Genomic DNA, 21273 nt, shown 5'->3' with positions numbered 1-21273 from the left:
GGGTCATGGCAGCCCCGGTGCGCGCCCGCACCTGGCGGGAGACCCTGCACCTGCTCTTCGGGGCGCCGCTGTCGGCGGTCGGGCTGCTCTTCGTCGGGCTGGCCGCATACGCCGTCCTGGCCAGCGTCACCGTGGTCGGGCTCGTGCTGCTCGCCGGGGTCGTCACGGCCTCGCGCGGGATGGGCGTCCTGGAACGGGTCCGGGCCCGGCGCCTGCTCGCGCTCGACCTGCCGCCGGCCGCACCGCGGGCCCGCCGACACTCCGGCGCGGTCGGTCGGGTCCGGAACGCCCTGGCCGACCCCACCGGCTGGCGATGCCTGCTGCACGCGCTCGTGGCCGTTCCGGTGGGCGTCGTCCAGGCGTACCTGGTGGGGCTGTGGTGGCTGCTGTCCCTCGGCACCCTGAGTTATCCACTGTGGTCGTGGTTGATGCCGCTCCGGGACGGGCACCGCGCGGACGAGATCCGGATCGGCGGTTGGCACTGGTACCCGGATGCGTGGCCGTACCCCCTGGTCGTCTGCGCCGTCGGCCTGGTCGGGGTGCTGCTGGCCCCGTGGCTGGTTGCCGGGCTCGCCAACCTCGACCGGGTCCGGCTACAGGCATTGCTGGCCGGCTCGACCGCCCGGCAACGGGCACAGCTCTCCGAACGCCGCCGCACCCGGGCGGTCGAACAGTCCGGCACCCACCTGCGCCGCATCGAACGGGACCTGCACGACGGCGTCCAGGCTCGGATGGTCGCGCTCGCCATAGAGCTCGGCCGGGCGCGGGACGACATCGCGCACGGGCTGGGGTCGCAGGAGGTCGCCGAGCGGGTGACCGCGGCGCACGAGCAGGCGAAGCAGGCGCTGGTCGAGCTGCGCGAGCTGGCCCGGGGCATCTACCCGGCAGTGCTGAACGACCTCGGTCTGGACGGAGCGGTGCCGCTGCTCACCGCCCGCTGCCCCGTACGGGTCAGCACCGATATCGACGTGCCGCAACGACCGGTGGGCGCGGTGGAGGCGACCGCCTACTTCTGCGTGGCGGAACTGCTCACCAACATCGCGAAGCACAGTGGCGCCACCACGGCGTCGGTCCGGGTCCGGCGGCGCGCCGATCGGCTGCTGATCGAGGTGGCCGACGACGGCCAGGACGGTGCGACCGTCGTGACCGGCGGCGGCCTGGACGGCGTGATATCCCGGGTGGACAGTGTCGACGGAACCGTGTCGGTGTCCAGCCCGCCCGGCGGCCCGACCGCGATCAGGATGGAGCTGCCATGCGAGTTGTGATCGCCGAAGACTCCGTCCTCCTCCGGGACGGCCTTGGCCGGCTGCTCACCGACAAGGGGCACCAGGTGGTGGCAGCGGTCGACGACGCCGAGGCGCTGCTGACCGCGGTCCGGGACCACGCACCGGACCTGGCCGTGCTGGACATCCGGTTGCCACCCACCTTCACGGATGAGGGACTGCGCGCGGCGCGAGCGGTCCGGTCCCGGCAGCCGGCCACTCCGGTGCTGCTGCTCTCCCAGTACGTGGTGGAACGCTACGTCGACGACCTGCTCAGCGCCGATCCGCGCGGCGTCGGCTACCTGCTGAAGGACCGGATCGCCGACATCGCCGACTTCCTCAGGGCGGTCACCGAGGTCGGGTCCGGCGGCACCGTCCTCGACCCCGAGGTGGTCCGTCAACTGGTCGGGCGCAGCCGCCGGCACAGCGCCCTCGACGCGCTTACCAAGCGGGAACGCGAGGTGCTGGCCGCAATGGCCCAGGGCCAGTCGAACGGCTCGGTCGCCGAGACGCTGTACATCTCCGAGGGCTCGGTGGAGAAGCACGTCGCCAGCATCTTCACGAAGCTCGGGCTGGCCAACGACCGCCAGACCCATCGCCGGGTGCTGGCGGTCGTGGCGTATCTCCGCTCCTGAGCCCGCCGGTCAGGCGGCCGGCGGGAGGACCTTGGCGGCCAGTTTGGCCAGCTCGCGCAGCGCCTTGCCGCGGTGGCTGACCGCGTCCTTCTCCTCGGGGGTCAGCTCCGCGTTGGTCCGCTCCTGCCCCTCGCCGAGGAAGATCGGGTCGTACCCGAAGCCGCCGTCGCCGCGCGATGCGCGCAGCAGCCGGCCGGCCTGGCGGCCGTCGACCAGGTGCTCCTTGCCGCCGGGCAGCACCAGCGCGACGGCGCAGACGAACGACGCGCCCCGGTGCTCGTCGGGCAGGTCGGCGATCTGGTCCAGCACGAGCTGCAGGTTGGCCTGGTCGTCGCCGTGCCGGCCGGACCAGCGCGCGCTGAACACGCCCGGCATGCCGTTCAGCGCGTCCACGGCCAGGCCGGAGTCGTCGGCGATGGTCGGCAGGCCGGTACGCCGGCAGCCCTCCCGGGCCTTGATCAGCGCGTTCTCGCCGAAGGTCAGGCCGGTCTCCGGCAGCTCCGGGTATTCCTCGACGTCGTCGAGGCCGAGCAGGGCGATCCGGTGCGCGCCGAGCGCGCCGTCGAGGATCCGCTGCAGCTCGACGAGCTTCTTCCGGTTCCGGGTGGCGAGCAGAACCTTGTTCATGAAGTGAGCGCCTTCCGCTGCGCGTCGGCCAGCTCCAGACAGCCCATGACGCCCAGGTCCAGCAGGGCGTCGAGCTGCTCACGAGCGAAGATCCCGGCCTCGCCCGTCCCCTGCACCTCGACGAAGTCGCCAGTGCCGGTGCAGACCACGTTCATGTCGACCTCGGCGGCCACGTCCTCGGCGTAGCAGAGGTCCAGCCGCGGCTCGCCGGCGATGATGCCGACGCTGACCGCGGCCACCGATCGGTGCATCACCTTCTCCACCTTGCCGACGAGGGCCTTGCGCTCGGCCAGCCAGGTCACCGCGTCGTGCAGCGCCACGTACGCGCCGGTGATCGCCGCGGTGCGGGTGCCGCCATCGGCCTGGAGCACGTCGCAGTCGAGCACGATGGAGTTCTCGCCGAGAGCCTTGAGGTCCACACAGGCCCGCAGGCTGCGGCCGATCAGCCGGGAGATCTCGTGGGTGCGCCCGCCGACCTTCCCCTTGACGCTCTCCCGGTCCGATCGGGTGTTCGTGGCCCGGGGCAGCATCGCGTACTCGGCGGTGACCCAGCCGAGCCCGGAGCCCTTGCGCCAGCGGGGCACCCCCTCGGTCACGCTCGCCGTGCACAGCACCCGGGTCGCCCCGAACTCGACGAGGACGGAGCCCTCCGGGTGGGTGCTCCAGCCCCGGGTCAGGGTCACCGGTCGGAGTTGGTCGGGCTGCCGCCCGTCAGGTCGCGCCATGCCTGCACCCTATGCGGTGCCCTGACCGCGGCCTCCCCGGGTGTCCCGGAGCAGCGGTCGTGCCGTCCGCCCGTCGGGGCTGGGCGCCGGTGGAGCCGGCCGGCACGCCTAGGTCGTCGCCGCCGGGTCAGATGTCGTAGCAGGCGCCGGGGCGGGCCACTTCCAGCGGCCCGGCGTACGCCCCGGCTGCCGCCTCCACGGTGTACGCCTCGCTGCCCCACGCCGCGACCAGGTGGGTGAGCAGCAGCCGGCCGACCTCGGCCTTGGTCGCCGCCTCGCCGGCCTCCCGGCCGGTCAGGTGCAGGTCGGGTGGGTTCTCCACGCCGTCAAGGTAGCTGGCCTCGCAGAGGAACAGGTCGGCGCCCTGGGCCAGGCGCAGCAGCGCCTCACAGGGCGCGGTGTCCGCCGAGTAGCAGAAGATCCGGCCGTCGTGCTCCAGCCGCACACCGTACGTCTCGATCGGATGGTTCATCCGGTCGACGGTGGCGGTGAACGGGCCGATCGGGAAGGTGCCGGGCTGGAGCCCGTAGAACTGGTAGACGTCCTCGACCGTGCCGTCCTCCTCGCCGTAGGCGGTGACCAGCCGGTCGGGCGCGCCGGAGGGTGCGTACATCGGCAGGGGCGGGTACGGGCCGTCCGGGGCGTACCGGCGCACCACCACGTACGACACCGCGTCGAGCATGTGATCGCAGTGCAGGTGGGTGAGGAGGATGGCATCGGGGGCGTGCAGCCCGGCGTAGCGCTGGAGGGTGGACAGCGCCCCCGAACCGAAGTCGATCAGGAGCCGGAAGCCCTCCGCCTCCAGCAGATAGGCGGAGCAGGGGGACTCGGGGCCGGGAAAGCTGCCCGCGCAGCCGAGGACGGTCAATCGCATCCGGTCGCCTCGATGTCACGCTTCGTAGTCGAAACGCCGGCAGCCGCCCCGCCGATGATCTCTACCGACGCTGTACGCCACGGTGGGCAGCCTACGCGCCGGCCCGGTCAGCAAAAATCATCTGACGGAAGTTGTCACCAACGTGACACCCATACGCGTCTCGTCCGGGCAGAGATCGGCCGCGCAGGAAACGGCCGGGCCGGCCGGCGGGTATCGCCGACCGGCCCGAGTAGCGGACCGTCAAGCCCAGAGCTGTCCCTCCAGGGCGCCCTCGGCGTCCGCGAGGGTGCCGCCGTACGCCCCGGTCGAGAGGTATTTCCAGCCGCCGTCGGCGACCACGAATGCGACGTCGGCCCGGCGGCCCTCCCGCATCGCCTCGTGTGCCATCGCGAGGGCGGCGTGCAGGATCGCGCCGGTGGAGAAGCCCGCGAAGATCCCCTCCACCTCGACGAGCTGGCGGGTACGCAGCACCGCGTCCCGGGTGCCCACCGAGAAACGCCGGGAGAGGACCCCGGCGTCGTAGAGCTCGGGGACATAGCCCTCGTCGATGTTGCGCAGGCCGTAGACCAGCTCGCCATAGCGGGGCTCGGCGGCGACGACCTGGATGCCGTCGACCTTCTCCCGCAGGTAGCGCCCGGTGCCCATCAGGGTGCCGGTGGTGCCCAGGCCGGCCACGAAATGGGTGATCGTGGGCAGGTCCTGCAGCAGCTCCGGACCGGTCGTCTCGTAGTGCGCCCGGGCGTTCGCCTCGTTGCCGTACTGGTAGAGCATCACCCAGTCCGGGTGCTCGGCCGCGATCTGCTTCGCCGTGGCCACGGCCTGGTTGGAGCCGCCGGCGGCCGGCGAGAAGATGATTTCCGCGCCGTACATCCGCAGCAACTGGACCCGCTCGGTGGAGACGTTCTCCGGCATCACGCAGACCAGCCGGTAGCCACGCACCTTGGCCACCATGGCCAACGAGATTCCGGTGTTGCCGCTGGTCGGCTCCAGGATCGTGTCACCCTGGTGGAGCCGGCCGGACTCCTCGGCCGCCCGGACCATGTACAGGGCGGCCCGGTCCTTGATGCTGCCGGTCGGGTTCCGGTCCTCCAACTTCGCCCAGAGCCGCACCGGCGGCGCCCCGTGGGGCACCGTGGGTGAGAGCCGGGACAGCCCGACCAGGGGCGTGCCGCCGCACGCCTCGAGCAGGCTGTCGTACCGCGCCACGACGACCGCCCTCAGTGGGCGGCCGACCGCGCTGCGGTCGCCGCCGTGGCACCGTGCTGCGCGATTGCCGCAGCGGCGGCACTGTGCTGCGCGATCGCGGCTGCCGCCGCGAAGCCGAACGCGCCGCCGGCCACGGCGGGCAGGATGGTGACGCTGTCGCCGTCGGCCAGCTTGGCGTCGAGCGCGCCCAGGAAGCGGACGTCCTCGTCGTTGACGTAGACGTTGACGAACCGGTGCAGCACGCCGGTGTCGGTGACCAGCCGGGCCTTCAGGCCGGCGTGCCGGGAGTCCAGGTCGGCGAGCAGGTCGCTCAGCGTGTCGCCGGTGCCCTCGACGGCCTTGGCGCCGCCGGTGTAGCTACGCAGGATGGTGGGGATACGGACCTCGATGGCCATGGTTGCTCCTTGTTCGGGTCGTGCCAGGTGACGGGAAGAGGAAGATGTGCCGGCGCCGGAAAGATCAGCGGCCGGAACACTCGTAGTCGACCGTCGCCGGGCTCTGCCCGAACATGTAGGACTGGACGGCGTGCGGGTCCACGGCGGCATCCACGATCCGGACCGGCTCCTCGGTGACCACGCCGTCGACGATGCGGAAGGAGCGGATCTCCTCCGTGTCGGGCTCGCGGGTCGAGACGAGCAGGTAGTGCGCTCCCGGCTCACCGGCGAAGGAGATGTCCGTGCGGGACGGGTAGGCCTCCGTCGCGGTGTGCGAGTGGTAGATGACGACCGGCTCCTCGTCGCGGTCGTCCATCTCCCGCCACACCCGCAACTGCTCCATCGAGTCGAACTCGTAGAACGTCATGGAGCGGGCCGCGTTGTCCATCGGGATGTGCCGGCTCGGGGTGCCGCTGCCGACGGGACCGGCGACCACGCCGCACGCCTCGTCCGGGTGGTCCCGACGCGCGTGGGCCACGATCGCGTCGATGATCGACCGGTCGATGCTCAGCACGCCGACCAGCCTAGCGCCTGACGGCTGGGAGCGGCGAGGTGGCGACCGTCACGACTCAGTCGAGCAGGGCGTTGAGCAGGGATTCCTGCAGATATCCCAGATACGCGTATACCGACAGTTGGAACACCCTGGACGAGGTCGGGTCCGCGGCGACCGCGTCGTCGAGTTCCTCCCCCACGTCGGTGCCGTCCTTGATCTCCAGCCGGACCCCCATCGCCAGCCGGGCGTCGTTGAGCGCGCGCAGCCACGCCTCGGCCGCCTCCGCGTCCAGGCGTACCTCGCCTCCGACCTCGCCGTTGGGCAGCGCGGCGAGGATCGCCCCAGCCTGGTCGATCTTGGCGGTCTTGAGGTCCCCTTCGGTGTAGCGGCGGAACTCGGCGGTGCTTGCCGCGTCGTCCGGATAGACCTCGGGAAAGAGTCGGCCGACCACCGGATCGCCGTGCTCGAAGCCGTCGGTGAGCAGGCCGACCACCTCGGAGGCGACCTTGCGCAGCACCCGCGCCTCGTCCAGCGCGAAGGTGGCCACGTAGCGGTCGCCGTAGCGACGGAACATGCTCACGATCGGTCCACCGTCGCCCAGAGCCCGTACGCGTGCAGCTGCGACGCGTCGTGCTCCATCCGCTCGCGGGCGCCGCTGGAGACCACGGCCTTGCCCTTGTGGTGCACGTCCAGCATGAGCTGCTCGGCCTTCTCCCGGCTGTATCCGAAGAGCTTCTGGAACACCCAGGTCACATACGTCATGAGGTTCACCGGATCGTCCCAGACGATAGTCACCCACGGCCGGTCGGAGACCGGCACCTCATCGGTGTCCGGCGTCTCGACCGGAGCAACCTGCGGAGCCGCCATGCCCCCCATCGTGCCACCGGATCCGGGCGACCGATGAACCGGAACGGCGGGTCGGCTCTGTTCATCCGCCCAAACCGCGTACGGCGACCCGGGCGACCGCCCGGCGACGCCGACCTCAGGCGAGCAGGATGCCGTGGTCGACCGCATCGGTGAGCACCCCGCCGAGCGAGAGTCGCACCGCCTCGAAGCGCCGGGACACCTCGCGGGGCAGCTCCAGCTCGACCTCGCGCAGCGCCCGCTGCGCCCAGGAGCGCGCGAGGTTCGTGTCGTCGTTGCCGGGGACGCGCCACCGCTGCCAGCAGCCGCCGGAGAGGGCGACCCCGACCGGGGGCAGCGCCTCGTCGCGCACCGCGCCGGGGAAGCCGGCCAGCGCGTCGAGCGCGCCGCTGCCGGTCAGCCCGGCCACCCCGGCCGTGCTGGTGATCAGGAGCACCTTGTCCAACTCCCGGCCGGCCGGCTGCTCGGCGAAGCCCCACCGCACCGCGTGGATGATCCGGCGGCGCACCCCCTCGGCCAGGGGCGCGCCGAAGACCCGGGCCGCCGCGTCGTCGACGACGGCCCGGACAGCCTCGTCGCACTGTGCGGTGGCCAGCAGCGACAGCGCCGCCATCTCCTGGTCGAGCAGCTGCGGAAGGCCGGCGCAGCCGACCCCGAAGACGATCTCCTGGACCACGCGGAGGTGGATGTTGGCCAGCTCCAGCGCGATGTGCTGGCGGATCCGTTGGGCGCAGGTGCGGATCTGGCCGTCCAGGTGCTCGGCGAGGCCACCGGGGCCGAGCCCGGGCACGACGGCCACCCGACCGTGCGCGCCCGGCGGTTCCGGCGGGCAGGCGCTGGCCCGGCGTAGCCCCTCGTCCGCCGCCCAGTCGACCAGGGCGCGGCGCAGGGCCGAGTGGTCAGCCTCCCACACCGGATACCAGCGGGCGGTGGCGAGCTCGGGCACCGCGGACAGCAGTGCGGCGCGGTGCGCCTCGACCGAGACCTGCACCGGGTCGACGGGACATTCAGCCGCCCCCGGGGCCGGCGGCGGGGAGGAGCCGGCCGACGCGACGGACACCCCCGTGTCGTCCGTCGTCGTCGGGCGGTCCGCCGTGGCCGCCCAGCCGGCACCCGGGGTGACCGCGAAGACCACCTCGACCCGGGCGCGGGCCACCTCCGCCAGCAGGTGCAGCTCGGCGGCGGTGAACGCCTGGTCGGCGGAGATCACGAAGAGCAGGGCGCCGGCCCGGCCGACCGTGTCGAGCAGCACCCGGGCGGCGGCGACGCCGAGCGGGCCGTCCTCGGGCGCGTCGAGCAGCGCGAAGCGACGCAGCAGCGGGTCGGGCAGGCTCAGCTCCACCCGGCGGGGTGGGCGGGCGAGCGCCGGGCCGGCGGCGAGCGGGTCGGCGCCGTACGAGAGCGGCTGGCGGTAGCCCGGCACGTACGCGGCGCGGGTCGGCGTCTTGGCGTGGTTGATGAGCAGATAGCTGCCGGCGGGCACGGCCAGCATGCCGGGCTCCACCCCGAGCAGACCGGCGAGCAGCTCGCGGCGGCCGGCACCGGCCGGGCCCGCGACGACGACGGCCAGCGGATCGTCGGGGCCGGGGTCGGCTGCCCCGAGCCGGGTGGGCAGCAGCACGCGGCGCGCCGACTCGGCCGGCCCGCCCGGGTCGGGCACGCCGACCGAGGGGAGAGAATCCGGCATCATCAGGCGCCTCCCGGTCAGGCGGCCGGGCGGTGAGCCGGCCGCGTGGAAACTCCGGCATCGCGTCCGGATGCCGGAAGAGTACGTGTGTCAGGCACCCGACACCGAACACCCCGGATACCTAGGAGTAATGAACAGGTTACTCAATCTCGTAGCGTGACGGTCCGCACGCGAACGGATTACCGTCGATATGCTGCAGCGATGAGTCGCTGGGACTTCGTCGGCCGAACTGACGAACTCAACCGCCTGCTGTCGGCGGTCGGCGGCCTCGAGGGGCGCGGGCTGTTCTTCAGCGGCAAGGCCGGGGTCGGCAAGAGCCGCCTGCTCCGCGAGGGAGTGGCCAACCTCCCCACCGACCGGTACGCGGTCTGGTCCGTCTCGGCCAGCGCCACCACCGCGGCCCTACCGTTCGGCGGGCTGGTCCAGGTGCTCCCCGCCGAGCAACCGCAGGGGCTCTCCCCCGCCGGCATCCTCCGCTGGGCCGTGGACGTGCTCCAGGAACAGGCCGCCGGCCGGCCGATCGTGCTGGCGGTCGACGACGCGCATCTGCTCGACTCGCCCTCGGCGGCGCTGGTCCACCTGGTCGCCCGCGCCGAGAACGCGACCGTGATCGGGACGCTGCGCGACGGCGAACAGATCCCGCTGCCGATCCGCGCCCTGTGGACCGACGACCTCGTCGACCTGGTCGAGCTGGGCCCGATGAGCCCGGACGAGACCACCGGGCTGCTCGGCGCGATCCTGGACGGGCCGGTCGACGCGAAATCGTCGCACCGGCTGTTCCAGCTCTCCGCCGGCAACCCGCTGCTGCTACGTGAGCTGGTACTGGCCGCCTCCGGAGGCGACGAGCTGAGCCGCCCGTACGGGATCTGGAAGTGGACCGGCCGGCTGGAACTGGCGCCCAGTCTCACCGAACTGATCGACACCCGGATCGGCCAGCTCACCCCCGGCGTGCGGTCGGTGGTCGAGCTGGCCGCCTTCGGCGAACCACTCGGGCTGCAACTGCTCGAGAAGGCGGTCGACCCGGCCGACGTGGAGGTCGCCGAGGAGCGCGGCCTGATCACGATCGTCCACGACGACCGGCGGCTGGACGTGCGGCTGGCCCACCCGCTCTACGGAGAGGTGATGCGCCGGCACTGCCCGGTCAGCCGTACCCGGCGGCTGCAGGCCACGCTGGCCGGGCTGCTGGAGCAGGTCGGCACCCGCCGCCGGGACGACCTGCTGCGGGTCGCGGTATGGCGGCTCGACTCGGGTACGGCACAGGATCCGGCGCTGCTGCTCGGCGCGGCCGCCCAGGCCTTCGGCCGGTACGACGTACCGCTGGCGACCCGGTTGGCCCGGGCGGCGCTGGAGGCCGACGGCGGTTTTGACGCGGCGGAGCTGCTCGCCACCATCCTGATGTTCGGCGACCGGCCCGACGAGGCGATCGAGGTCCTCGACTCGGTCGCCGGGCTGATCCGCGACGACCGGCGGCGCAGCCGCTGGCTGACGGTCCGCGGCATGGTCAGCTACTGGGGACTGAGCCGGGAGTCCACGGTGGAGGAGATCGCCGCAAGCGGCGACGAGCTGACCGACTCGGCCGACCAGGCTCGGGTCCGCGCCTTCGAGGCGATCATGCGGCTGCACCGGCTGGACACCGGCACCTCGCTGCGGCTCGCCCAGGCCGTGCTGGACCGGCCTGCCTCGCCGACCGCCGCGCGGGAGCTGGCCCGGTGCACGATCGCCTACCTGCAGGCCGCGCAGGGGCAATACCGACGCAGCGCCACCGCGGTAGCCCGCGTGCAGGCGGAGGTGGCCCGCTGGCGGGGCGACATGCCCTACCTCCAGCTCGCGATGGAGCTGGCCCGGGGCACCCAGCTCGCGCTCTCCGGCGACCTGGCCGGCATCGACGAGATCGTGGCCGACGAGTTCGCCGACCTGGCTGGCGCGGGAGACTTCCGGCTCGGCACCGGCTACCTGGCCATCCTGCAGGCGTACGCGGCGCGGCTGCGCGGCCGCGGCGACGAGGCGCTCAAGACCAGCCTCGGGGCCTGCGCGGTGCTCGCGACGAGCCGGGTCTACGCCGGGCTGGCACACGCCGAGCGCGCCCAGTCGGCGGCCCTGCGCGGCGACGCGGCACACGCGGCGGAGGCGATGGCCGAGGCCGACCGTACCCAGGCGCCGGGCATGGCGGTGCTGTACCCGTGGCTGGAGCAGGCCCGCGCCGCCGTGCACGCCGCCGCCGGTGACCTGCCGGCGGCCACCAAGCAGCTCTGCACGCTGGCCGACCGGCTCCGCGAGGACGGCCTCGCCGGCCACGAGCTGCTGGTCCTGCTCGACCTGGTGCGGCTCGGGCAGGCCGGGGCCCCGGTCGGACCGACCTGCGTCGACGGCGGACGGCGTACCGCGGCGCAGCGCCTCGCCGAGCTCTCCGAGCGGGTCGACGGGGTGCTGCCGCCGCTGGTCTCCCGGTACGCCCGCGCCGCGGTCGAGGGCTCCCCCACCAAGCTGCTCGCCGTCGCCGACGGCTTCGCCGCCCGGGACCTGATCGTGTACGCCGCCGAAGCGACCGCGATGGCCCTGCACAAGATGCGGGGCAGCCGCGCCACCGGCACCGGTCCGGCCCGGGAACGGCTCGCCGCCCTGCTCCGCCGCTGCGACCAGGTCGACACGCCGGCGCTGCGGCTGCTCCGGCCGACGCTGAGCGAACGGGAACGGGAGATCGCCGGACTCGCCGCGGAGGGAGTCACCAGCCGGGCCATCGCCGAGCGGCTCTTCCTGTCGGCGCGTACCGTGGAGAACCACCTCCAGCGGGTCTACAGCAAGCTCGGGGTGACCAGCCGGGCGGAGCTGCGGGCCGCGCTGTGGTCGCTGCCGGGCCAGGACGGCACCGGTCCGGCCTGAACTCCTAGGCTGGAGCCGTGAGCACCCTTCGCCCCGCACTGTTGACCGACCACTACGAGCTGACCATGGTCAGCGCCGCGCTACAGGACGGCACGGCCGACCGCCGCTGCGTCTTCGAGGTGTTCACCCGGCGACTGCCGGCGGGCCGGCGATACGGCGTGGTGGCCGGGACCGGCCGGCTGATCGAGCTGATCCGGGACTTCCGGTTCGACGCCGAGGAGGTCGACTTCCTGCGCCGCACCGGCGTGGTGGACGACCGGGGCGCCGAGTGGCTCACCAACTACCGCTTCACCGGCGACGTCGACGGGTACGCCGAGGGCGAGCTCTTCTTCCCCAACTCCCCGATCCTCACCGTCTCCGGCAGCTTCGCCGAGTGCGTGGTGCTGGAGACGCTGGTGCTGTCGGTGCTCAACCACGACTGCGCGGTCGCCGCGGCGGCCGCCCGGATGGTGACCGCCGCCCGGGGCCGCACGCTGATCGAGATGGGCTCCCGGCGGGCGCACGAGGAGGCGGCGGTGGCCGCGGCCCGAGCGGCGTACCTGGCCGGGTTCCGGTTCACCTCCAACCTGGCCGCGGGCCGGCGGTACGGCATCCCGACCGCCGGCACCTCCGCGCACGCCTTCACCCTGCTGCACGACGACGAGCAGGCAGCGTTCGCCTCGCAGGTCGCCGCGCTGGGCAAGGACACCACGCTGCTGGTCGACACGTACGACATCACCGAGGGCATCCGCAACGCGATCGCGGTGGCCGGGCCGGAGCTGCGGGCGGTCCGGATCGACTCGGGCGACCTGGCGGTGATCGCCCAGCAGTGCCGGGAGCTGCTCGACTCGCTCGGCGCCACCGAGACGAAGATCATCGTCTCGGGCGATCTCGACGAGTACGCGATCGCGGCGCTCGCCGCCGAACCGGTCGACATGTACGGCGCCGGCACCGCCGTGGTGACCGGCTCCGGCGCGCCGACCGCCGGCCTGGTCTACAAGCTGGTCGAGGTGGAGGGGAGCGGGGTGGTCAAGCGCTCGGAGCACAAGGCCACCATCGGCGGCCGGAAGGTGGCCGTACGCCGGCACAAGCCGAGCGGCACCGCGACCGAGGAACTCGTCGTGCCGCAGGGGGTGCCGGACCGGCAGCCCAACGACCGTTTGCTCCAGCACTCCTTCATCGTCGACGGCGAGACGGTCGCGCGGCCCACCCTCGACGAGTCGCGGGAGCACCTGCGGCAGTGCCTGATCTCCATCCCGTGGGAGGGCCTGAAGCTCTCCGGCGGCGACCCGGCCGTGCCGGTGACCGTCGTACCCGCGAGTTGAGGAGGAAGACCGACATGACCAACGCGTTGATCATCGTGGACGTGCAGAACGACTTCTGCGAAGGCGGCTCCCTCGCGGTGGCCGGCGGGGCGGGCGTGGCGGCGGGCATCTCCCGGCTGCTCGCCGCCGAGCCGGGCCGCTGGGACCATGTGGTGGCGACGAAGGACTACCACATCGACCCGGGCGCGCACTTCGGCGATCCGCCGAACTTCGTCGACTCCTGGCCCCGGCACTGCGTGGTCGGCACCCCCGGCTCGGAGTTCCACCCCGACCTGGCGACCGACCGGGTCGAGGCGATCTTCCACAAGGGCGAGCACGCGGCCGCGTACTCCGGCTTCGAGGGGCACGCCGACGGCGGCGAGTGCCTGGCCGACTGGCTGCGCCGGCACGACGTCGACCGGGTGGACGTGGTCGGGATCGCCACCGACCACTGCGTACGGGCGACCGCCGTGGACGCCGCCGGGGAGGGCTTCCACACCACCGTGCTGCTGGACCTCACCGCCGCGGTCGCGCCGCAGACGCTCGACGTGGCGCTGCGCACGATGGAGGGCGCCGGGGTCGCCATGCTCGGCGAGCCTGTGATCAGGACCGCTTGACCAGGTAATCGCTTGCGGCTGTCGTACCCCGGCCCGAGGATTGCCGCCGGAGGTACGGACCGTCGTGAAATTGAAGCCTTACCGGGAGGCGCTCGCCCTGCCCGGTCTCCGGTCGTTGCTGCTGGTGTCGGTGCTGGCCCGCATCCCGTTCACCGCGATGGGGGTGACGCTCACCTTCCACGTCGTGCTCGACCTCGGCCGGGGGTACGGCGCCGCCGGGCTGGTCGGCGCCGCGTCGACCGTCGGCGCCGCGCTCGGTTCCCCGCTGCTCGGGCGGCTGGTCGACCAGCGCGGGCTGCGCCCGGTGCTCATCCTGACCACCATCGCCGAGGGCGTCTTCTGGGCCGCCGCGCCGGAGCTGTCGTACCTGGTGCTGCTGCCGGCCGCGTTCGTGGCCGGGCTGGTGGCCCTGCCGGTCTTCTCGGTGGTCCGCCAGTCGGTCGCCGCGCTGGTGCCGGCCGAGCGGCGCCGCCCGGCGTACGCGCTGGACTCGATGTCGGTGGAGCTGTCGTTCATGGTGGGCCCGGCGCTGGCCGTGGCCCTGGCGACGGCCGTCTCCCCGCGGTTCACCATGTGGGCGGTCGGTGCCGGGCTCGTCGCCTCCGGGATCTGTTTCTGGCTGCTCGACCCGCCCACCCGCGGCGCCGAAGAGCCGGCCGGCCCGTACCGGAAGGTGCCCCGCCGCGAGTGGCTGACCCCCCGGCTGCTGGCCGTGCTGGCGGTGAGCCTGGCGGCCACCCTGGTGCTCGGCGGCACCGACGTGGCGGTGGTCGCCGTGCTGCGGGCCGGCGGCGAGGTCGAATGGACCGGCGCCGTGCTGACCGTGTGGGCGGTGGCGTCGCTGGTGGGCGGCTTCGCGTACGGGGCGGTCAGCCGTTCCTTCTCCCCGCTGGCCCTGGTGGCGGCGCTCAGCCTCACCACGATCCCGGTCGGGCTGGGCGGGGCGCACTGGTGGCTGCTCTGCCTGGCGCTGCTGCCGGCCGGGGCGCTCTGCGCACCGACGCTCGCCTCGACCGCCGACGCGGTCAGCCGGCTCGTCCCGGCCCGCGTGCGCGGTGAGGCGATGGGCCTGCACGGCTCGGCCGTGACGGTCGGCATCGCGCTCGGCGCGCCGCTCGCCGGCGCGGTGATCGACGCCTCGGCGCCGCTCTGGGGCTTCGCGGTCACCGGCACGATCGGTGCGCTGGTGGCCCTGGTCGTGCTCCCTGTCGTGCTGCGCCAGCGGCGGGTGGCGGCCGCGGCAGCCCTGGAGCCGGAGCTGGCCCCTGCCGCTGCCTGACCCTCAACCGCAGAGCCAGGGGCGGAAACGGCGACGGGCGCCGCACCCGGTGGGTGCGGCGCCCGTGGCGCGGTTGTCGGCAGCGCGGGTCAGCGCTGGTCGCGGTTGCCGCTGGTGTCCTCCACGTAGCTGGCACCACCGTTGGACTCGCTGGTCAGCGGCTTGGCGCCACCTTCCGGCGGGCCGGCCAGGCTCTGCACCCCGGCGGCCAGCTCCGGGAACTTGAGGTCGAACGCCGGGCGCTCGGAGCGGATCCGCGGCATCCGGTCGAAGTTCCGCAGCGGCGGCGGGGAGCTGGTGGCCCACTCCAGGGAGTTGCCGTAGCCCCACGGGTCGTCGACCTCGACCACCGGACCGGCCTTGTACGACTTCCAGCAGTTCCAGATGAACGGCAGGGTCGAGATGCCGGTGATGAACGCGCCGACGGTGGAGAACGAGTTCAGGAAGGTGAAGCCGTCGCCGGGCAGGTAGTCGGCGTACCGCCGCGGCATGCCCTCGTTGCCCAGCCAGTGCTGCACCAGGAACGTGGTGTGGAAGCCGATCATGGTGAGCCAGAAGTGAATCTTGCCGAGCCGCTCGTCGAGCATCCGGCCGAACATCTTCGGGAACCAGAAGTAGATGCCGCCGAACACGGCGAACACGATCGTGCCGAAGAGCACGTAGTGGAAGTGCGCCACCACGAAGTACGAGTCGTGAATGTGGAAGTCGAGCGGCGGGCTGGCCAGGATCACACCGGTCAGACCACCGAAGAGGAACGTCACCAGGAAGCCGACCGCGAACAGCATCGGCGTCTCGAAGGTGATCTGGCCCCGCCACATGGTGCCGATCCAGTTGAAGAACTTCATACCGGTCGGCACGGCGATCAGGTAGCTGAGGAAGCTGAAGAACGGCAGCAGCACCTGGCCGGTGGAGAACATGTGGTGCGCCCACACGCTCATCGACAGGGCGGCGATGGAGATGGTCGCGGCGACCAGACCCTTGTAACCGAAGATCGGCTTCCGGGAGAAGACCGGGATGATCTCGGAGATGATGCCGAAGAACGGCAGCGCGATGATGTAGACCTCGGGGTGCCCGAAGAACCAGAACAGGTGCTGCCACAGCATCGGGCCACCGGTGGCCGGGTCGTACACGTGGGCGCCGATCAGGCGGTCCGCGGCGAGCGCGAAGAGCGCGGCGGCCAGCAGCGGGAACACCAGGATGACCAGCAGGCTGGTGACCAGCATGTTCCACGTGAAGATCGGCATCCGGAACATGGTCATGCCGGGGGCGCGCAGGGTCAGGATCGTGGTGATCATGTTGACCGCGCCGAGGATGGTGCCCAGACCGGAGATGGCCAGCCCCATCACCCACATGTTCCCGCCGACGCCCGGCGAGTGCTCGCCGGTGCTCAGCGGCGTGTACGCCGTCCAGCCGAAGTCGGCCGCGCCGCCCGGAGCGATGAAGCCGGCGGTGGCCATGGTGCCGCCGAACAGGTACAGCCAGTAGGCGAACGAGTTCAGGCGCGGGAACGACACGTCGGGCGCGCCGATCTGCAGCGGCACCACGTAGTTCGCGAAGGCGAACACGATCGGCGTCGCGAAGAACAGCAGCATGATCGTGCCGTGCATGGTGAAGAGCTGGTTGTACTGCTCGGGCGACAGGAACTGCAGGCCCGGCTGCGCCAGCTCGGCGCGCATGATCAGGGCCATCAGGCCGCCGATCATGAAGAACGCGAACGCGGTGACCATGTACATGATCCCGATCTGCTTCGCGTCCGTGGTGCGCAGCAGCCGCGCGAGGGCCGAACCCCTGACCGGCTCGCGGACCGGCCAGGGCCGGGTCACGACCGGCTTGGGTGCGACGGTGGTCACGAGTGGCCTCCGGTTCTGGGTTGTCCCGCTCGGCAAACGCTGTTCATCTGCGCAGCCGTCATCCGCAAGGAGGATAGTCCCCGGCAGGTGGCAACGCCGCCGGGGGTGGCGGGCTACGATCACCGCCGCCCGGCGGAGGCGCCTCAGAGCGGGCCCACGAGGAGCCGGTAGTGCTCCTGGAAGATGCGCCCGCCGCGCCCGCGCAGCAGCGGATCGCGCAGCGCCGACGGCACGTCGCGAGTCCGGTTGCGGTCCCGGGTCCGGTCCCGCACCCAGCGGGTACGCGGCCGCCGCCGGCTCTCGTACGCGATCAGCGCCGCCTCCACGCTGCCGGCGGCCCGCAGCGACTCGGCCAGCACCACGGCGTCCTCCAACGCCATCGCGGCACCCTGGGAGAGGATCGGCGCGGTGGCGTGCGCGGCGTCGCCGATCAGCAGCACGCGGCCGTGGAACCAGCGCCCCAGCTCGACCTCCTCGGTGAGTTCGACGTGCACCGTGTCCAGCGCGTCGAGGACCTCGGGGACCGGGCCGCCGTAGGCGCCGAACAGTTCGTGCAGCCGGGCCAGGGGGTCGGCTGGCAGCGTGGTCCCGGCCTCGTCGGCGTAGCAGTGCAGCCGGCCGGCGCCGATCGGCACCACCCGGAACCCGGCGCGCTCACCGAGCAGGGCGGTCCACTCCGCGACCCGGGGGCCGCCGCGGACCATCGCCCGGTAGTGCACCTGGCCGGCAGGGCGGGGCGGGCCACCGAGCCCGCCCAGGGTGCGCACCGCCGAACGCGCCCCGTCGGCGCCGATCACCAGGTCGTACTCCGCGGTGGCGCCGTCGGCGAAGCCGACCGCGACGCCGCCGGGCAGCGGTTCGACGGTGCTGATCTCAGCGCCGTACCGGACGGCGCCGCCGGCCCCGGTGAGCAGCACCCGGTGCAGCTCGGCGCGGGGCAGGGCGCGGCACTCCCCCACGCCCGCCCAGAGGGCATCGAGGTCGACCTCGCAGAGCGGCGCGCCGGCGGCGTCGAGGAAGCGCTGGCGGTGGATGACCTGGCCGAGCGGACGCAACGGGCCGTCCAGGTCGAGCCGACGCAGCGCCCGCGCCGCGTTGCCCGGCAGGTAGAGGCCGATGTCGGTCCGCTCGGTGGGCGGCAGCTTCTCGGTCACGTCGGGCCGGAACCCCGCCAGGCGTAGCGCCCGGGCCACGGCGAGACCGGCGATGCCGGCCCCGACGACGAGGATGCGCAGGGGGGAAGCGCCCATCGTGGTGTACGCCTCCGGAGGGGTTCGGAACGCGCTGGAGGCAAGACACTACTCGCCGCAATCGCCGCACGGTAGGCCCCATCGGCCCTGGCGTGACCCACCCTTCGGCGCGCCGCAATCCCGAGTCGGGTGACGGTTGCGCAATGGTTTCAGACATGTAAATGTGTTTACTGGATTTGGGAGCGCTCCCGGCCGTGTCCCCCGGCACGAACCCGGTGCCCCGCCGCGAAGCCAAGGAGCATCAATGAAGCGTCCACTGAGAGCGATCGCGGCGGCCGGACTGCTGGCCGCCGGTTCGATCGTCGCCGTCGTACGACATCTGGCTCGACCCCGTCCGCACAGGCCCCACTGATTCACGGAATGAGTGCCCATCGGGCCACGCCGAGGGCACTCATTCCCGTGAATCTGGGCGGATCCTGGGGGCGGTTCGCACGCCGGTCAGGTGCCGAGGGCGTCGATGTCGCGCATCTCCGGGGCGGTCAGCGAGAAGCCGAACACGTCGGCGTTGGCCCGGATCCGGTCCGGGGTGGCCGACTTCGGGATCACCACGATCTCGTGGTCGATGTGCCAGCGGAGCACCACCTGCGCGGGCGAGACGTCGTGCGCGGTGGCGACCCGGGCCAGCACCGGATCGGCCAGGTCGGTGGCCCGGAGAGGGCTGTAGCCCTCCAGCACCACCCCGCGATCCCGGTGCGCGGCGTGCACCTGCCGGTCGTACAGAAACGGGCTCCACCGGATCTGGTTGACCGCCGGATTCTCCTCGGTGGCCTGGATCAGCTCGTCGATCTGGCTGATGCTGTGGTTGCTCACCCCGACAGCCCGGGCCAGGCTCTCGTCGCGGGCGGCGAGGAACTCCCGCCAGACCGGGATGCCCTCGCCGGGCGTGTCCGGCGGCCAGTGGATCAGCCACAGGTCGACGTAGTCGATGTCGAGGGCGGTCAGGCTCGCCTCGATGGTCTCCCGCTCCCGGCCCACCCGCTCGGGCGGCAGCTTGGTGGTGATGAAGACGTCCTCCCGGCGCAGCCCGCTCTCCTTGACCGCCCGGCCGACCTCCCGCTCGTTGCCGTACATGGTGGCGGTGTCGATGTGCCGGTAGCCGGCGTCGAGGGCGGCGAGCACCGCCTCGTACCCGGTCTCGCCGGTGGCCTGCCAGGTGCCGAAACCGAGCAGCGGCATCCGGACCTCGCCGGGAAGCAGGACGGTGGGCTGTTCAGGGCTGGTCATGGCGGCTGTTCTACCCGTGATCGCCGCACCCATGCCGGCGCCCCGGTGCGGCGCGGCGAAACGGACAGAAGTCGCAGGAAGCGGGCGATCAGTCGCGCCGTACCGGAGAATGCGAGGGTGGCTGACCGGCTGGAGGAGTACCGGCGGAAGCGGAACGCCGCGCGTACCCCCGAGCCGGTGCCGGAACGGACCCCGCAGCGGAAGCGGGCCGGCCGGCGCGAGCCCCGCTTCGTGATCCAGCAGCACCACGCCCGCAGCCTGCACTGGGACCTACGGCTGGAGCACGACGGCGTGCTGGCGTCCTGGGCAGTGCCGCGCGGCCTGCCCCGCGACCCCGGCCGCAACCACCTCGCCGTGCACACCGAGGACCACCCGATGGAGTACCTGACCTTCCACGGTGAGATCCCGGCCGGCGAGTACGGCGGCGGGCAGATGACCATCCACGACACCGGGACGTACCGCGCGGAGAAGTGGCGCGACGACGAGGTGATCGTGGTGCTCGACGGGAAGCGGACCAAGGGCCGGTACGTGCTGTTCGCCACCGGGGGCCGGGACTGGATGGTCCGGCGCACCGGCCCCGCCCCGGCGGGCTGGACGCCGATGCCCGAGCTGGTCCGCCCGATGCAGCCCACCCCCGGCAAGCGGCTGCCCAGGGACGAGGCCGCGTGGGGCTACGAGCTGCGCTGGGACGGCGTGCGGGCGATGGCGTACGTCTCGGGCGGCCGGCTGCGGCTGCTGGACGAGGCCGACGAGGAGATCACCGGGGCGTACCCGTGGCTACGCGCGATGGCCGAGGAGCTGGCCCCTACCGAGGCGGTGCTCGACGGCGTGCTGGTCCGGATCGACCCCGGCGGGCGGGTGAAGCCGCCCACCAAGCGGGACGGCCAGTTCCTCGCCGTCGACCTGCTCTGGCTGGAGGGCGTGACCAGCCTCGACGTGCCGTACGCGCAGCGCCGTGAGCTGCTCGACGGTCTGGCACTGACCGGCCCGCACTGGCAGACTCCGCCGTGGTTCCCGGGCGTCGGCGCGGACGCCCTGCGAACCGCGCGCGAACAGGGGCTCCCGGGCGTGGTGGCCAAGCGCCTCGACTCCCCGTACGAGCCGGGCCGGCGCAGCCCACACTGGCTGAGCATCGACACGTAAGAAAAGGGCCTCTGTTAACAGGGGCCACCGGTTAACAGCCTCAATCACCGGCCAATTCGGTCAGGCGCCAGGCCGTGTTGATCAGGCCGATGTGCGACAGCGCCTGCGGCATGTTGCCGCCGATCCGCTCCGGCAGCGAGGTGGTCAGCGCGGCGGCCGCCGCGCCGCTGCGGGCGTACGTCAGGCCGGTCAGCACGGTCACGCTGGTGCGGACCGATCGCGATATTGGCCGGAGTAGTGGTGGCTCTCCCGGTACGCCTCCCACGCCTGCACCGCGTCCTCGACCGTGGTGATCGGGTCGAGCTGGGCCGGCGGGTTCCCGTAGGCCGGGGCGTACGCGAGGTCGAAACCGACCTTCTGGCCGGCGGAGATCTCGAAGGTGTGGGCGACCCGGTCGCGGTCGGGGCGGAGCACCCGGCCGGTGCCGCGTAGGACGAGCGCCACCGGCCCGGCGGTGGCCAGCACCGCGCCGTCCGATCGCTCATGCAGGTACGGGGTGAGCAGCCCGTACTCGGGTCGCGGGGCGAAGTCGAGGTGCATCTGTACCCGCCCGGACAGCCCTTCGACCACGCGGACCAGGACCGCGGGCGAGTTCATCCCCAGCTGGTGCCCGCGGGCGCCCGGCTCGGCGGCGAGCGCGTCGGTGACCGCGACGCTCCCCTCCGGGGTGTGGTGGACGGTCCGCAGCACCAGGGTGTCCCGCCGGTACGCCCGCTCGACCCGGCTGGGGGCCAGCGGGGCGATCCGCCAGTGCCCGCCGGCCGGGTCGAGCAGCCGGCCGAAGACCGACGGGGCATCGAACCGGTGTAGGCACCACCAGTCGATCGACCCGGACGACCAGGGCCCCGGACGGCAGTCAGAGAGGAATCCTTGACATCCTCCCCCGCCTAAAGCTCAAGGGCGGGAGATTCCCGTTTCCAGTGCCGCATGAGGTCGACGA

The 21273-nt window shown here is 72.7% G+C and carries 19 protein-coding genes and 1 pseudogene; 7 read left to right on the top strand and 13 right to left on the bottom strand.

The genetic code is table 11. The features are described 5' to 3' along the window. Positions 1–5: 5 nt before the first annotated feature. A complete protein-coding gene (locus ACNAW0_RS16475; protein ID WP_416288751.1) occupies positions 6–1265 on the top strand; it encodes a sensor histidine kinase in 1260 nt (419 codons plus the stop codon). Continuing rightward, complete coding sequence (locus tag ACNAW0_RS16470) at positions 1253–1897, top strand: LuxR C-terminal-related transcriptional regulator (RefSeq protein ID WP_416288750.1); 645 nt, start codon at positions 1253–1255, stop codon at positions 1895–1897. Before ACNAW0_RS16475 ends, ACNAW0_RS16470 begins: the two co-directional genes overlap by 13 nt. Before the next feature lie 9 nt (positions 1898–1906). Here the strand turns inward: ACNAW0_RS16470 and rdgB are convergent, their stop codons facing one another. The 9 genes from rdgB to ACNAW0_RS16425 form a co-directional block, all read right to left on the bottom strand. Next, positions 1907–2524, bottom strand: coding sequence for an RdgB/HAM1 family non-canonical purine NTP pyrophosphatase (rdgB, locus tag ACNAW0_RS16465; RefSeq protein ID WP_416288749.1), 618 nt, complete (start codon positions 2522–2524; stop codon positions 1907–1909). Beyond that, the gene (gene rph, locus ACNAW0_RS16460; RefSeq protein WP_416288748.1) at positions 2521–3249 is read right to left on the bottom strand and encodes a ribonuclease PH; all 729 of its coding nucleotides are present in this window, start codon (positions 3247–3249) and stop codon (positions 2521–2523) included. Before rph ends, rdgB begins: the two co-directional genes overlap by 4 nt. Before the next feature lie 127 nt (positions 3250–3376). Further along, entirely contained in the window at positions 3377–4123 is a 747-nt protein-coding gene (locus ACNAW0_RS16455; RefSeq protein WP_416288747.1) for an MBL fold metallo-hydrolase, read from the bottom strand. 240 nt (positions 4124–4363) lie between these two features. After that, the gene (locus tag ACNAW0_RS16450) at positions 4364–5329 is read right to left on the bottom strand and encodes a PLP-dependent cysteine synthase family protein (protein ID WP_416288746.1); all 966 of its coding nucleotides are present in this window, start codon (positions 5327–5329) and stop codon (positions 4364–4366) included. An 11-nt stretch (positions 5330–5340) separates the two neighbouring features. Continuing rightward, positions 5341–5724 carry a MoaD/ThiS family protein gene (locus tag ACNAW0_RS16445; protein ID WP_416288744.1) on the bottom strand — a complete coding sequence of 128 codons (384 nt, stop codon included), beginning with the start codon at positions 5722–5724 and terminating at the stop codon, positions 5341–5343. Between the two features lie 64 nt (positions 5725–5788). Then, positions 5789–6277, bottom strand: coding sequence for a Mov34/MPN/PAD-1 family protein (locus ACNAW0_RS16440; protein ID WP_416288743.1), 489 nt, complete (start codon positions 6275–6277; stop codon positions 5789–5791). A 55-nt stretch (positions 6278–6332) separates the two neighbouring features. After that, positions 6333–6830, bottom strand: coding sequence for a DUF2017 domain-containing protein (locus tag ACNAW0_RS16435; protein ID WP_416288806.1), 498 nt, complete (start codon positions 6828–6830; stop codon positions 6333–6335). A gap of 2 nt (positions 6831–6832) precedes the next feature. After that, positions 6833–7123 carry an ATP-dependent Clp protease adapter ClpS gene (gene clpS, locus ACNAW0_RS16430; protein ID WP_091201734.1) on the bottom strand — a complete coding sequence of 97 codons (291 nt, stop codon included), beginning with the start codon at positions 7121–7123 and terminating at the stop codon, positions 6833–6835. 115 nt (positions 7124–7238) lie between these two features. Beyond that, positions 7239–8810, bottom strand: a complete 1572-nt coding sequence (locus ACNAW0_RS16425) for a hypothetical protein (protein WP_416288742.1) — start codon at positions 8808–8810, stop codon at positions 7239–7241. A gap of 198 nt (positions 8811–9008) precedes the next feature. Here ACNAW0_RS16425 and ACNAW0_RS16420 point away from each other — a divergent pair, with 198 nt between their 5' ends. Genes ACNAW0_RS16420 through ACNAW0_RS16405 form a run of 4 tightly spaced genes read left to right on the top strand, consistent with a single transcriptional unit; the run spans position 9009 to position 14866 of the window. Then, positions 9009–11687, top strand: a complete 2679-nt coding sequence (locus ACNAW0_RS16420; protein ID WP_416288741.1) for a LuxR C-terminal-related transcriptional regulator — start codon at positions 9009–9011, stop codon at positions 11685–11687. Between the two features lie 17 nt (positions 11688–11704). Further along, positions 11705–12991, top strand: a complete 1287-nt coding sequence (locus ACNAW0_RS16415) for a nicotinate phosphoribosyltransferase (protein WP_416288740.1) — start codon at positions 11705–11707, stop codon at positions 12989–12991. 14 nt (positions 12992–13005) lie between these two features. After that, positions 13006–13587, top strand: a complete 582-nt coding sequence (locus ACNAW0_RS16410) for an isochorismatase family protein (RefSeq protein ID WP_416288739.1) — start codon at positions 13006–13008, stop codon at positions 13585–13587. A 40-nt stretch (positions 13588–13627) separates the two neighbouring features. Further along, positions 13628–14866: an MFS transporter gene (locus ACNAW0_RS16405; protein ID WP_416288737.1), complete on the top strand. Its 1239-nt coding sequence runs from the start codon at positions 13628–13630 to the stop codon at positions 14864–14866. An 89-nt stretch (positions 14867–14955) separates the two neighbouring features. On the opposite strand, the gene ctaD is transcribed toward ACNAW0_RS16405, so the two are convergent. The 3 genes from ctaD to ACNAW0_RS16390 all read right to left on the bottom strand — a co-directional run bounded on the left by ctaD (position 14956) and on the right by ACNAW0_RS16390 (position 19190). Then, positions 14956–16716 (bottom strand): cytochrome c oxidase subunit I, encoded by a 1761-nt coding sequence (ctaD, locus tag ACNAW0_RS16400; protein ID WP_416288736.1) that lies wholly within the window; start codon positions 16714–16716, stop codon positions 14956–14958. 143 nt (positions 16717–16859) lie between these two features. Next, complete coding sequence (locus ACNAW0_RS16395) at positions 16860–17966, bottom strand: FAD-dependent monooxygenase (protein WP_416288735.1); 1107 nt, start codon at positions 17964–17966, stop codon at positions 16860–16862. 438 nt (positions 17967–18404) lie between these two features. Continuing rightward, positions 18405–19190 carry an aldo/keto reductase gene (locus tag ACNAW0_RS16390; RefSeq protein ID WP_416288734.1) on the bottom strand — a complete coding sequence of 262 codons (786 nt, stop codon included), beginning with the start codon at positions 19188–19190 and terminating at the stop codon, positions 18405–18407. Positions 19191–19307: 117 nt separating this feature from the next. Between ACNAW0_RS16390 and ACNAW0_RS16385 the strand changes: the two genes are divergently transcribed. Next, positions 19308–20333, top strand: coding sequence for a DNA polymerase ligase N-terminal domain-containing protein (locus ACNAW0_RS16385; protein ID WP_416288733.1), 1026 nt, complete (start codon positions 19308–19310; stop codon positions 20331–20333). A gap of 115 nt (positions 20334–20448) precedes the next feature. On the opposite strand, the pseudogene ACNAW0_RS16380 reads toward ACNAW0_RS16385, so the two are convergent. After that, a pseudogene (locus tag ACNAW0_RS16380) lies at positions 20449–21203 on the bottom strand (trehalase-like domain-containing protein); the annotation flags it as partial. Between the last annotated feature and the right edge of the window lie 70 nt (positions 21204–21273).

The sequence above is a fragment of the Micromonospora sp. SL1-18 genome, assembly GCF_047921505.1.
Taxonomy (GTDB): domain Bacteria; phylum Actinomycetota; class Actinomycetes; order Mycobacteriales; family Micromonosporaceae; genus Micromonospora.
This window is presented reverse-complemented; position numbering and strand designations above follow the sequence as displayed.